The organism is Streptomyces sp. NPDC058221, assembly GCF_042882365.1.
GTDB lineage: Bacteria > Actinomycetota > Actinomycetes > Streptomycetales > Streptomycetaceae > Streptomyces.
The window spans coordinates 64,800-76,317 of the sequence record NZ_JBHVWF010000023.1 but is presented as its reverse complement, the minus strand read 5'-3'; the positions used below and the strand labels follow the sequence as shown (position 1 = coordinate 76,317).

General features: G+C 69.1%; 12 protein-coding genes and 1 pseudogene. 6 read left to right on the top strand and 7 right to left on the bottom strand.

The genetic code is table 11. The features are described from left to right. Nucleotides 1-43: 43 nt before the first annotated feature. Together ACFVW8_RS10820 and ACFVW8_RS10815 are read right to left on the bottom strand one after the other, a co-directional pair. Complete coding sequence (locus tag ACFVW8_RS10820) at nt 44-358, bottom strand: hypothetical protein (protein WP_389688302.1); 315 nt, start codon at nt 356-358, stop codon at nt 44-46. 135 nt (nt 359-493) lie between these two features. Continuing rightward, nucleotides 494-1,648: an adenosine deaminase gene (locus ACFVW8_RS10815; protein ID WP_389688300.1), complete on the bottom strand. Its 1,155-nt coding sequence runs from the start codon at nt 1,646-1,648 to the stop codon at nt 494-496. Between the two features lie 187 nt (nt 1,649-1,835). Here ACFVW8_RS10815 and ACFVW8_RS10810 point away from each other — a divergent pair, with 187 nt between their 5' ends. After that, nucleotides 1,836-2,513 carry an alpha/beta hydrolase gene (locus tag ACFVW8_RS10810; protein WP_389688299.1) on the top strand — a complete coding sequence of 226 codons (678 nt, stop codon included), beginning with the start codon at nt 1,836-1,838 and terminating at the stop codon, nt 2,511-2,513. A gap of 219 nt (nt 2,514-2,732) precedes the next feature. Here ACFVW8_RS10810 and ACFVW8_RS10805 read toward each other — a convergent pair whose 3' ends face one another. Then, nucleotides 2,733-3,527, bottom strand: coding sequence for a hypothetical protein (locus ACFVW8_RS10805; RefSeq protein WP_389688297.1), 795 nt, complete (start codon nt 3,525-3,527; stop codon nt 2,733-2,735). Nucleotides 3,528-3,965: 438 nt separating this feature from the next. Between ACFVW8_RS10805 and ACFVW8_RS10800 the strand changes: the two genes are divergently transcribed. Further along, nucleotides 3,966-5,597 carry a hypothetical protein gene (locus ACFVW8_RS10800; protein WP_389688296.1) on the top strand — a complete coding sequence of 544 codons (1,632 nt, stop codon included), beginning with the start codon at nt 3,966-3,968 and terminating at the stop codon, nt 5,595-5,597. 45 nt (nt 5,598-5,642) lie between these two features. Here the strand turns inward: ACFVW8_RS10800 and ACFVW8_RS10795 are convergent. The 3 genes and pseudogenes from ACFVW8_RS10795 to ACFVW8_RS10785 all read right to left on the bottom strand — a co-directional run bounded on the left by ACFVW8_RS10795 (nt 5,643) and on the right by ACFVW8_RS10785 (nt 7,100). Next, nucleotides 5,643-6,113: pseudogene (locus ACFVW8_RS10795) on the bottom strand (nuclear transport factor 2 family protein). Nucleotides 6,114-6,130: 17 nt separating this feature from the next. Then, on the bottom strand, nt 6,131-6,586 hold the full coding sequence (locus tag ACFVW8_RS10790; protein ID WP_389688294.1) for a nuclear transport factor 2 family protein: 456 nt from the start codon (nt 6,584-6,586) through the stop codon (nt 6,131-6,133). Between the two features lie 49 nt (nt 6,587-6,635). After that, nucleotides 6,636-7,100: an ATP-binding protein gene (locus ACFVW8_RS10785; RefSeq protein ID WP_389688292.1), complete on the bottom strand. Its 465-nt coding sequence runs from the start codon at nt 7,098-7,100 to the stop codon at nt 6,636-6,638. A 143-nt stretch (nt 7,101-7,243) separates the two neighbouring features. Between ACFVW8_RS10785 and ACFVW8_RS10780 the strand changes: the two genes are divergently transcribed. Next, nucleotides 7,244-8,092, top strand: coding sequence for a Scr1 family TA system antitoxin-like transcriptional regulator (locus tag ACFVW8_RS10780; protein ID WP_389688290.1), 849 nt, complete (start codon nt 7,244-7,246; stop codon nt 8,090-8,092). Next, complete coding sequence (locus ACFVW8_RS10775; RefSeq protein ID WP_389688288.1) at nt 8,089-8,280, top strand: DUF397 domain-containing protein; 192 nt, start codon at nt 8,089-8,091, stop codon at nt 8,278-8,280. The genes ACFVW8_RS10780 and ACFVW8_RS10775 overlap by 4 nt, the downstream gene beginning before the upstream one ends. A gap of 4 nt (nt 8,281-8,284) precedes the next feature. Here ACFVW8_RS10775 and ACFVW8_RS10770 read toward each other — a convergent pair whose 3' ends face one another. Next, the gene (locus tag ACFVW8_RS10770) at nt 8,285-9,238 is read right to left on the bottom strand and encodes a LysR family transcriptional regulator (protein WP_389688286.1); all 954 of its coding nucleotides are present in this window, start codon (nt 9,236-9,238) and stop codon (nt 8,285-8,287) included. A 63-nt stretch (nt 9,239-9,301) separates the two neighbouring features. On the opposite strand from ACFVW8_RS10770, the gene ACFVW8_RS10765 reads away from it, so the two are divergent. After that, a complete protein-coding gene (locus tag ACFVW8_RS10765; RefSeq protein ID WP_389688284.1) occupies nt 9,302-10,621 on the top strand; it encodes an MFS transporter in 1,320 nt (439 codons plus the stop codon). Between the two features lie 138 nt (nt 10,622-10,759). Beyond that, entirely contained in the window at nt 10,760-11,494 is a 735-nt protein-coding gene (locus ACFVW8_RS10760) for a L,D-transpeptidase family protein (RefSeq protein WP_389688282.1), read from the top strand. Nucleotides 11,495-11,518: the final 24 nt, after the last annotated feature.

The window sequence follows — 11,518 nt, the reverse complement described above, 5'->3', positions numbered from 1 at the left end:
CCCCGGCCGGGGTGACCGCCCACAGGCGTGTGTCGTACGGGTCTCAGCGGCCGAGCGGCAGACCGTTGGCCGACAGACCGCCGGTGTTCAGAGCGCCCGTGGGCATACCGCCGAGGAGGCCCTTGGCCGGAGCGGTGACGTCCTTGACGACCTCCGTCTGGCTGGTGCCGAGGAGGTCCGTGGCGGTGTCCTGGACCGGGAGCGTCGAGGTGGCGTCCGCCAGCGTGCCGGCGACGGGCAGGGCGCCGGTCGCGGTGTCGATCGGCAGCGCGGAGGCGGATGCGGTACCGGCGGCGGCAGCGGCGAAAGCGGCACCGACAGCGGCGACGCCGAGAGTCCTGACAGCAGACTGCTTCATGTGAATTTCATCCTTGGGGAAGGGGATGTGAGCGGCTCTGCAACGTAGTCAGCCCACTGCCCGTCCCGCAAACATCGACAACACGCGAAAACGGCCGGGATTCGCCTTCCCGGCCGTTTACCGCACCGTGCCCGATCAGCCGGCGACCGAGGTGGAAACGCTGGTCGCAGCGGTCTGCTCGAAGAGCCATTCGGACTTCAGCTCGGCATATCCGGGCTTGATGACGTCACTGATCATCGCCAGACGTTCATCGAAAGGAATGAATGCTGATTTCATCGCATTGACGGTGAACCACTGCATGTCGTCGAGCGTGTATCCGAATGTCTCGGTCAGCTTCTCGAATTCCTGGCTCATGCTCGTACCGCTCATCAGCCGGTTGTCCGTGTTCACCGTGGCCCGGAAGTGCAGCCTGCGCAGCAGCCCGATCGGGTGCTCGGCGTACGAGGCGGCGGCACCGGTCTGCAGGTTGGAGGTCGGGCAGAGCTCCAGCGGGATGCGCTTGTCCCGTACGTAGGAGGCGAGGCGCCCCAGCTTCACACTGCCGTCCTCGGCGACCTCGATGTCGTCGATGATGCGCACACCGTGGCCGAGCCGGTCGGCGCCGCACCACTGGATGGCCTGCCAGATCGACGGCAGCCCGAAGGCCTCGCCCGCGTGGATGGTGAAGTGGTTGTTCTCGCGCTTGAGGTACTCGAAGGCGTCGAGGTGCCGGGTGGGCGGGAAGCCCGCCTCGGCTCCGGCGATGTCGAAGCCGACGACGCCCTGCTCCCGGTAGCGGTTGGCGAGTTCGGCGATCTCCAGCGAACGGGCGGCGTGCCGCATCGCGGTGAGCAGGGCACCCACCCGGATCCGGTTGCCGTCCCGGCGGGCCCGGCGCTCGCCCTCGCGAAAGCCCTCGTTGACCGCCTCGACGACCTGCTCGAGGGAGAGCCCGGCTTCCAGGTGCTGCTCGGGGGCGTACCGGATCTCGGCGTACACGACACCGTCCGCGGCCAGGTCCTCGGCGCACTCGGCGGCCACCCGGACCAGCGCGTCACGGGTCTGCATGACGGCGCAGGTGTGGGCGAACGTCTCCAGGTACCGCTCCAGCGACCCGGAGTCGGCGGCTTCGCGGAACCAGATGCCCAGCTTGTCCGGCTCGCTCTCCGGAAGTCCTTCGTATCCGTTCGCCGCGGCGAGGTCCACGATCGTCCCGGGGCGCAGTCCGCCGTCGAGGTGGTCGTGGAGAAGGACCTTGGGGGCACGCCGGATCTGATCCTGGCCGGGCACATTGAGGGTCGGGCTCATCATCCACGCACTCTAACGCCTACGCGCGTAGAGCGCCGCTCGTCGATGCGTAACAGTGACCGCGAATACGGGTGGCGTACACCCGTACTTCTGAGACTGTTACGTCATGGCACAGCGCGCACTACCCCTGCCTGCTGCGAGGCTGGGACGGGCCGTCAGAACGGCCGGAGCACCGACTGCGGTCAGCGGCGTGGTTCTGCTGCTCCCGGACGGCGAGCCCCATTCGCACCGCCGCCCCTCCCCCCTGTCGCACGCCCTCCAGATCCCGCTGGCCCGCACCCTGGCCCGCGCGGGCCGGGACGACGGGCTCACCGCGCATGTCGTCCGCTACCGCTGCCGCGGCTGGAACACGACGGACGCACAGCTCGCGGCGGACGCCGAGTGGGCGGTGGACGAGGTGGTACGCCGCTACGGCGACGTCCCCGTCTGCCTGGCCGGCCACGGCATGGGCGGCCGCGCCGCCCTCCGCGCGGGCGGTCATCCGGCGGTCGGCGCGGTCCTCGCCCTGGCCCCGTGGCTGCCCGGCGACCCGGACGCCGAGCCGGAGCCGGTGAAACACCTGGTCGGCCGTCAGGTCCTGCTGGTGCACGGCACCAACGACGCCCGCTCCGACCCGGAGCTCTCCTTCCGGCTCGCGGAGCGCGCCAAGAAGTCCAACCGCAACACCTGCCGCTTCGAGGTGCACTCGGACGGCCACGCCCTGCGTCAGCACCACTCCGAAGTCGCCGCCCTGGCAGCGGACTTCATCCGCGGCTCGCTCTTCTCCCACGCCTACGCCCGCCCGGTCGCCGACGCACTCGCGGCCCCGCCGCCCCTGGGGCTGCGGATGCCACTGGCCGCGGGGTTCGGGAAGTCACTGGGGCGCTGAGGGGGGCGGGCCCGAACGGGCCGGCCGCCCTGCCGGGGCACGCCCACGGGAGCGGCGCGTTCGGGTCACGCACGGCCACGTTCGCAACTGCGCCCGGTGCACGACCGCTTCAGGCAGTGGCCTCCCCCGCACCGCCCACCGCACGGACGCGCACCCGGGCCGGAACGCAGAACGGGCCTGCGCCGGCTCACGCCCCACGCAGGCCCGGACCCGCCGGAATCAGTTGTGGTTCTCGTCGATGGTGGTGGCAACGCCGTCCTTGATGTCGGCGACGACGATGATGCCGCCCTTCTTGGCGGCTGCCTCGAGGTCGTCCTCGCTGCAGGGCGTCGTCGTGGACTGCTGGTCCTCGCCACCGCAGATCCATCCGGCGCCGTTGATGGCGGTGTCCTCGGAGGTGAAGAACGAACGGTCGGAGCCGCCATCGAGCCGCTTCGTCAGGATGTACTTGCCCGGCGCCATGTACCCGAGCGTCCCGGTGACGAGCCCGGCCGTCTCATCGCTGCCCGAGTCGTCGCTGCCCGGCTTGTCGGTCCCGCCGCCGCTGTCGGCGTGGTCCTCGACGATGCTCACCGCCACACCGTCCTTGAGCTCGACCGTGGCCCCGAAGCCCTTCTTGGACGCGGCCTCCAGGTCGTCCTCACTGCAAGGCGTCGCGGCCTGGCCGTCCGCGTCGCCGCAGATCTTGCCCGCACCCTCGATGTCGGTGTCCTCCGAGGTGAAGAACGCCTGCCCCGTGCCACCCTTGCGGGTCACCATGTACTTGCCCGACGCCATGAAGGAGACCGTGCCGGCCCAGCTGCCGGTCACCTTGCCACCCGAGGCCTTGTCCGGCTGCGCGGTGGCGCTGTCCTTGCCGCCGGACTCGCCCTTGGCCGCCGAATCCGACACCGCGGGACTGTTCGACGCGGCGGCGTCCTCCTCGTTCCCGTCCTGACAGGCCGTGAGGAGCAGCGCCGTAGCCAGCAGTGCAGTGGTGGTGAGCGCGGTCTTGCGGCGGTGGCTGCGAAGCATGGTGGGGTCCCTCGACTGGTAGCAACGATGCGGCCAACCGGTCGCATGCTTGATCAACCACCACCTTGCCCGATGGCGTGACCCGCAGAGAAGCGCAGTTACAAGGCCATGACAACATCGGGATGATCATGACTCACCCGATGCCGTCCCCTGACAGAAACCGCTTCATCCCGGGACTGCACTGGTTGGGCCAGGGCAACGAGCCGCTCGCCGGCCGGTGGTCCGGCTGTACCGAAGGCCACGTTCGAGCGCCCTCCGAACGGCCGGGCCCGGCGCCCGCTTCGCGGTGTCACCGCGCCCGTTAAGGCCCACTCACCGATTTGGGCCCCGCCGTGGGCCTTTGGACACTGTCGGTGGGTCCCTACCTCGTCGCTACGTTCGTATCCCGGCGGGCTGCCGCCCCCGGTTCCTCGGGGGCGAGCCACGACGAGGTGAGACGTGAACAGCAGTCAACGGATACGTCAGGGCGTACGCACGAGCACCGGGCAGTCGGCCATCGAGTATCTGGCCATGCTGGGGGTCGTGGTCGCCGTGGTCGGCGCGATCGTCGCCGTGACCATCGGCGGCGACATCACCAGCTCCGCGCACGTGCAGATCTGCCGCATCGCGGCGACAACGGGCGGCGGCGGCGAATGCGCCGATGACAACGCTGTCGACGACACCGGCGACGACGACTCCCACCCCGACGAACCCACCGAATCCGTCGAGCCGGCATCAGCCCCCGACAACGGAGACGACTCCGGTGGCGTGCCGGGCGGAAAGCCCGACGACGGTTCCACCGAAAAGCCGAGCGACAGCAAGGGCAACGCGCTGCCCAGCCTGTGCTTCGAGCCGCGCGAGCGCTCGTCGAACTCGAAGGTCTCCGTTCCGGGCAACGGACCCACCAGCACGGCGGCTGCCTGGGGGTACTCGTACCTGGTCAACTTCATCATCGACAAGGTCAACAACGAGAAGAACAAGGAGAAGCGGGTCAAGGCGGCGCTCGACGACCTGTCCTACTGCCTCCCGGACTACAACATCGTCATCGCGCAGCCGCACGAGGGAAATCTGCAGCAGATGGACGGCGCGGCGATGATCTCGACCGTGGAGATCAGCGGCACGACGTACCGCGTCTACGCTTTCAAGACCGGCAAGTTCACCTGGGACGACGACGCGGACCTCGGCTGGAAGAACCGCGCGTTCAAGGGCTACTACGACATCAGCGACGACAGGCGCACCGTCACCTTCGACAACCCGCCCCGACCCAAGCGGAAGAAGGACTGGAAGCCCGGCGACGAGGGCTGCCAGATCGAGGGCGAGGAGCCGCCCGACCGCAGCCGCTACTACAACACCTACTCCCCGCTGGACAACGAGGGTTCGGCCCAGGCGGTCCGGATGCTCGTGAACGACATGCGGCGCTGCTACCCCGACTACAACGTGGTCGCGATGCACTCGGAGCAGTCCTCGCACTGGATCGACAAGCCGGACTCGTTCATCAACCAGAGCCGCTACCGGCTGAACTCGAACGAATACACCGAGGACGAGGAAGGCAACAACATCGCCTCGGGCCGCGCCGTGTTCGACGTCTACGTCTTCGACAAGGGCAAGTTCAGCAACGACGGCGACGGCGGCTACATCAACTGGGCCTACTACGGCGACGCCACCCGCGACGACAAGGTGGCCACCTTCGACAAGCCGGAACCGGCTGACCTGGACGCCGACTCCACCTCCACGGGATCGGAGTCGGTGAACTTCAACGACGGTGCGCCGAAGTACACGGAGGGGACGTACCCCGGCACCGACTACTCCGGCAAGAAGCCGGGCGACGACGCCGAGCTGAACCAGTCCCTGATCGACGAGTACAGCCGCACCTTCCCCGACACGAACATCATCGCGACGAAGAACTTCAACGACCTGTCCTTCTCGGGGGTGTCCGGGCTGGAGCACATCGCGGTGGTGGACGGGGTCGACATCTTCTCGGTCAAGAACGGCACCGTCATCAACAACGGTGACGGGGGCTGGAAGAACTGGGGCTTCGCCGGCACGTATGACCGCGAGAAGGACTCCAAGGAAGTGACGTTCAAGCGGTAGGGGTGGCGGCCCCGGCCCGTCGGACGGGTCCGTTGAGGGAGGTGGTTACGACCGGCCGGGGTGGCCGAGATGCACGGTCTCGCCACCGAACGGCAGGTACGTCACCCGGTGGTCGAGGAGCCAGAGGCCCTCGGCCTTCCGGAACGTGTCCTCGTAGTGGCCGATGTCCGCGGGAGGCAGCGGAGCCACCATGCCGCCCGTGCAGCCGTCGACCCGGTTGACGGCGAAGCAGGAGGTCGCGGTGGCCTTCGCCGCGGACTCCAGGGTGACCAGGATGTCCGTGGCCGGCCGACGCGACAGCCGGTCCCCCGGGCCGCGAACCGAAGGAGTCGCGAAGGGCCTCGCGCCCCTGCACCATGCGGTCGCCATGAGGCCACTCCCAGACCTGTCGGGCGTGCGGAGCTCCGCACCGCTGCTCGGATCCCCGAGGTCGAGACGCCGAAGGAACTCGACGAGCAGACGCTCGCAGGCACGCTCGGCGAGGAGCGATTGCTCATAGCCCGGAGCCCGGCGCAGTGATGGCTTTTCGACCGTCAGGCCCCCCCGTGGCCAGGTGCGGACGGCTGCTCCGGAGCCCGTCCGGAGATCATGCGGTGCCCGCGGGCCGTGTCCATGTACTCGCGGACCCGGTGGACCAGCCCGTCCCGTAGCTCGAAGACGAGGCAGTAGTCGTTGGCGTAGTGGTTGCCGTCCGCCAGCGTCGCCGTCATGGTCTCCTCCACGATCACCCGGGGTCCGTCGGCGTGGATCCCGTGGAACGTCACGCTGACGTCGCGCACGAACAAGCGGGGGAAGTCATCGGCGAGGAATCGCACGATCGCCTTCTTGCCGACCATGTGGCTGGGGGTCTCCAGGGCCACGGCAGTGGCGTTGCCCGGCGGTGCGATCCACTCGGCGTCCTCGGTGAACACCCCGGCGATCCGGTCGGCGTCATGGCTGGCGAACGCTTTCCAGGCGTTCTGGACGATGATGCTGCCTCGGCGTGACATGCCCCGACCGTAGTGGGCCGGAGGCGAAGAGACTGGCGACAATCCGACGTCACCTGGCTCCTTCCGCCGCCGCGCCTGCCGGCCCCGTCTCGGCCCACACCGTCTTGCCCGGCCCCACCCGGTCGCTCACTCCCCAGCGGGCCGCGACGGCCTCGACGATCAGGAGACCCCGGCCGCCGTCGGCGTCCGCGTCGGGCTGCTCGACGGCGGACAGCTCCGGCCACCGCTCGTGGGTGTCGGACACCTCGATCCGCACGACGCCCGTTCCGTGCGCGTACACGAGCCGCAGCTCGAAGTCGCGCCCGGGCACGCGTCCGTGCAGGACCGCGTTGGCGGCGAGTTCCGCGACGAGCAGGGCCACGTCGTCGGAGAGCCGGGTGCCGTACGGAAACCCCCAGGTGTCGAGCTTCCACACGACCAGGCGGCGCGCCAGAGTGGCGCCGAGGCGGGTGGCCGAGCACCTCTGGACGAACACACGTGCAGTGACGGACGGTTGGGCTTGCAGTGCTGTCATGCGCCAAGCCTCCCGCCCCTCCCCCGGCTCCCAGCAGGAACGACGCCCATACAGATCCGGCTGTACTGGTTCACCCCCTGGACTGGGCGGGTAACGTTCCGTAACCCTGGCTGGGTTGATCGATGCGTGGAGACGGGGCGGCGATGACGGCGGACCACGACAGCACCATGGCAAGTAGCGAGACCGAACTGTCCGACGGCCTCCGGACGTTCGGCGCCGTCCTGAAGGCTCTGCGTGAGACCACAGGCCTCACCCAGGAGGAGCTCGCGCCCCGGGTGCGGTACTCGCCGGCCTACATCGCCAAGATCGAGCAGGGCAAGCGGTTCCCGCCTGATTCCCTCCCGGAGCGGGCAGCTGAGGCGCTGGGTCCCGTCGCGGGAAAGGTCCTCACTGCAGCTGCGCGGAGCCTGCGACGGAAAGCGGGCCTGGCCTCGTGGTTCCTGCAGTGGGCGGGGATCGAGGAAGAGGCGATCACGCTGTACGCGTATGAGTGCCGGGGGATTCCGGGGCTGTTGCAGACCGAGGGATATATCCGGGCCGTCTTCGACCGGAGGCTTCCGCCTCTGTCGGAGGACCAGTTCGAGCAGCAGGTGGCCGCGCGCCTCGCGCGGCAGGATCTTCTGCCCGAGCGCCCCAACACCTCCTTCTCGTTCATCATCGAGCAAGCCGTCCTTGAACGTCAGCTGGGCGGAACGCAGGTCACTTCTGCACTCATCGACAACCTGCTGACACAGGGCCGGCGCCGCAATGTCGAGATTCTCGTCATGCCGCTCAAGCAGCCGGATCACTCCGGCATCGACGGGCAGATGTACCTCGCGGAGACTCCCGCCAACAGCTGGTTCGGCTACGTCGAGGGTCATGACAGCAGCACTCTTCTCACTGACCCGAAAGTGGTCAGTGCCATGCTCCAGCGCTATGGCAAGATGCGCTCACAGGCGCTGAGCCACGAGGCCTCGGCAGGCCTGCTGAAGCAGATGCTAGGAGCGCTATGAGTACCGAACCAACCTGGTACAAGAGCAGTTACAGCGGCAGTGGCGGCGACAACTGCATCGAGATCGCCCTGAGCCCCGGCGCCGTCCACGTCCGCGACTCCAAGGACACCGCCCGCACCCCTTTCGCTGTCTCCCCCACCGCCTGGTCGCGCTTCACCGCGTACGCGTCCGCCACCCCCGCCCCCTGAGCTCTCAGTCCGGCAGCAGATGCCCCCGCCGCGACAGCAGGAACTTCTTGAACGCCGCCACCGGTGGGGTGTCCGGGTGGCCGTCCAGCCAGGCCACGCCGATCTCCCGGGCGGCCCGCGGAGCCGTCACCGTCAGTTCCACCACCCCGGGGCGGGCCACCGCCGGAGGCGGGAGCAGTGCCACGCCCAGGCCGGCCGCGACCAGGCCGCGCAACGTCTCCGCCTCCTCGCCCTCGAAGGCGACGCGGGGGACGAAGCCCGCCTCCGTGCAGAGGTCGTCCGTGATGCGGCGCAGGCCGTAGCCGGGTTCCAGGGTGACGAAGGTTTCGTCGGCGGCCTCGGCCAGGCGGATGCGGCGGCGGGTGGCCAGGCGGTGGTCGTCGGGGACGACCAGGCGCAGGCGTTGTTCGTCCAGGCGCAGGGCGACCAGGTCCGGGGCGTCCGGGACGGGTGAGGTGAGGCAGAGGTCGAGGCCGCCCGCGCGGAGGCGTTCGATCATGGCTTCGCCGTAGTTCTGGACGAGCTGGAAGCGGACCCGGGGGTGGTCCGCGCGGAAGGCGCGGATGAGGGCGGGCACGGTTTCCGAGCCCATCGTGTGGAGGAAGCCGAAGGCGACCTTGCCCGCGGTGGGGTCGGCGTCGGCCCGTACCGAGTCGGCGGCCTTCTCCACCTCGGCGAGCGCCCGTTCCGCGGAGCCCAGGAAGGTGCGGCCGGCCGGGGTGAGGGCGACGGTGCGGCCCTTGCGGGCGAACAGGGCGACGCCCAGGTCCTGTTCCAGCCGGACCATGGCCCGCGAGAGCGTGGATTGCGGGACTCCCAGCTCCTGTGCGGCGCGCGTCACATGCTCGTGGCGGGCGACGGCCTCGAAGTACGCGAGGCGCGGCGCGAGGACCGCGCGAATGTCTTCTTCGTAACTGCTCGGTGACAGCCGCGGCTGTGAGCTGTACTGATGCGCCATGGGATTGATTATCGGGGGTTTGTGCATTGGACGCATGAACAGGGGGCGGCCTAGGTTCTTTGCATGCCTCCCGCCAGTACCGGGGCGTCCACCATCGTCGTGGCCGCCTCGACCCCGTCGTCCCCCGTAAGCACTGTCACCGCAGCCGAGACCGCCACCGCGGACCGGCTCGAACCCGGTGGGCCCGGCTATCGCCGGATGAGCTTCGCGCTCTTCGCCGCCGGTGTCGCGACCTTCGCACTCCTCTACTCCACCCAGGCGCTGCTGCCCGCCGTCTCCGCGTCCTTCGGCGCCACGGCCGGGCAGGCGAGCTGGACGGTCTCCGCGGCGACGGGTGCCCTCGCGCTCTGTGTGCTGCCGATGAGTGCGCTGTCCGAGCGGTTCGGACGGCGGCAGATGATGACGGCCTCGCTGGTCGTCGCGGTGGTGGTCGGGCTGTTCGTGCCGTTCGCGCCGTCGCTGGGCTGGCTGATCGCACTGCGGGCCGTTCAGGGCGCCGCGCTCGCCGGGCTGCCCGCATCAGCCATGGCGTATCTCGCCGAAGAGGTGCGGCCGAAGGCGCTGGTCGCGGCGATCGGGCTGTTCGTGGCCGGCAACAGCATCGGCGGGATGAGTGGCCGTATCCTCACCGGCTGGGTCGCCCAGCTGTGGGGCTGGCGGGCCGCGCTCGCCTCGGTCGGTCTGCTGGCCGTGGCCTGCGCCGTCGTCTTCCACTTCATGATCCCCAGGGCCCGGCACTTCACCCCCGGTTCGCTGAACCCGAAGGCATTGGCCAAGACCGTCGGCGGGCACCTCGCCGATCCGCTGCTTCGACGGCTGTACGCGATCGGCGCACTGTTCATGACGGTGTTCGGCGCGGTGTACACGGTGATCGGCTACCGGCTGGTCGAAGCGCCGTTCAACCTCCCGCAGGGTGTCGTCGGCTCGATCTTCCTCGTCTATCTCGTCGGTACGGTCTCCTCCGCCGCGGCGGGGAAGCTCGTCGCCCGGATGGGGCGCCGGGGTGCGCTGTACCTCGCCGTCTCCACCACGGCCGCCGGTCTGCTGCTCTCGCTGGCCGACCAGCTGGCGGCGGTGCTGCTCGGTCTGGTCCTGATCACTGCGGGCTTCTTCGCCGGGCACGCGGTCGCCTCGTCCTCCGTCAGCCGTACGGCGACCAAGGGCCGGGCCCAGGCGTCGGCGCTGTACCAGTCGGCGTACTACCTCGGCTCCAGCGCGGGCGGCACGCTCGGCGCGGTCGCCTTCCACGCCGGCGGCTGGGCGGGCACGGTCACGCTGGGACTGCTCGCGGTGCTCGGTGTCGTCTCGATCACCCTGTACGGGACGCGGGCCGCGCGCATCGAGCGGCGGCGGCCCGCGGCGGTGCTGTCCGTCCAGAACTGAGACGTAGAGTTCAGAGCCGAGACATACCGAACCGAGACATACTCCGCACAACCAACCACTCCCCGACGTGCGTCCTGCAGTCAGAACCACCGCACTGCGCGCGAAGGGGAGTTGGCGTTCATGAGAGTCATAGGGAACATGAAAGACATTCAGGGCATACGTCACATACATCGAATACGTGGCGTACGGCTGCGGCGCGGGCTCGTACTGACCGTCGCGGGGCTGACCGCGATACCGGCGGTCGTCCTCGGTACCGGCACATCCGCGCAGGCCGCGTCCTGCACGGCGTCCAAGGGGCCGAACCAGAAGCAGGCCGAGAAGTATCTGCACCGGACCGTGGACGGCAGGCAGTCCCCCGCCGACTGCGAGGCGATCCGGTCGTTCCAGAACACCTACGGAGTCACGCCCGCCATCGGTTACGCCGGTCCCGTCACCTGGCGCACCATGCAGACGCTCACCGCCCAGAAGGCCGCCGGGAAGAACCCCGACAAGGCCAGGAAGTGCCCCACGAACAAGGGGCGCATCGCGTGCGTGGACCTGACGCGGCAGATCAGCTGGATCCAGGACGGCAGCAAGCTGACGTTCGGGCCCGTGCCGGTGCGGACCGGGCGGGACGGGTACGAGACCCGCACCGGAGCGAAGAAGATCTTCTGGAAGCACAAGAACCACGTCTCGACGCTCTACGACGTGTCGATGCCCTACTCCCAGTTCTTCGACGGCGGGCAGGCCTTCCACGCGGTGGGCCTGAAGATGTGGAATCCGCCCGGGTCGCACGGTTGCGTCAACATGCGCACCGCCGACGCGAAGTCATACTGGAACCTGCTGAAGAACGGCGACGACGTGTACGTGTACGGGCGCAAGCTCGGAACGTGACCGCGTTCTGCCCTTCCCGCCCCC

Bases quoted from the DNA above. Each gene is read 5' to 3' on its own strand.
- ACFVW8_RS10760 (WP_389688282.1), top strand. From the start codon at position 10,760: ATGAAAGACATTCAGGGCATACGTCACATACATCGAATACGTGGCGTA.
- ACFVW8_RS10820 (WP_389688302.1), bottom strand. From the start codon at position 358: ATGAAGCAGTCTGCTGTCAGGACTCTCGGCGTCGCCGCTGTCGGTGCC.
- ACFVW8_RS10790 (WP_389688294.1), bottom strand. From the start codon at position 6,586: ATGTCACGCCGAGGCAGCATCATCGTCCAGAACGCCTGGAAAGCGTTC.
- ACFVW8_RS10765 (WP_389688284.1), top strand. From the start codon at position 9,302: ATGCCTCCCGCCAGTACCGGGGCGTCCACCATCGTCGTGGCCGCCTCG.
- ACFVW8_RS10785 (WP_389688292.1), bottom strand. From the start codon at position 7,100: ATGACAGCACTGCAAGCCCAACCGTCCGTCACTGCACGTGTGTTCGTC.
- ACFVW8_RS10805 (WP_389688297.1), bottom strand. From the start codon at position 3,527: ATGCTTCGCAGCCACCGCCGCAAGACCGCGCTCACCACCACTGCACTG.
- ACFVW8_RS10775 (WP_389688288.1), top strand. From the start codon at position 8,089: ATGAGTACCGAACCAACCTGGTACAAGAGCAGTTACAGCGGCAGTGGC.
- ACFVW8_RS10815 (WP_389688300.1), bottom strand. From the start codon at position 1,648: ATGATGAGCCCGACCCTCAATGTGCCCGGCCAGGATCAGATCCGGCGT.
- ACFVW8_RS10780 (WP_389688290.1), top strand. From the start codon at position 7,244: ATGACGGCGGACCACGACAGCACCATGGCAAGTAGCGAGACCGAACTG.
- ACFVW8_RS10770 (WP_389688286.1), bottom strand. From the start codon at position 9,238: ATGGCGCATCAGTACAGCTCACAGCCGCGGCTGTCACCGAGCAGTTAC.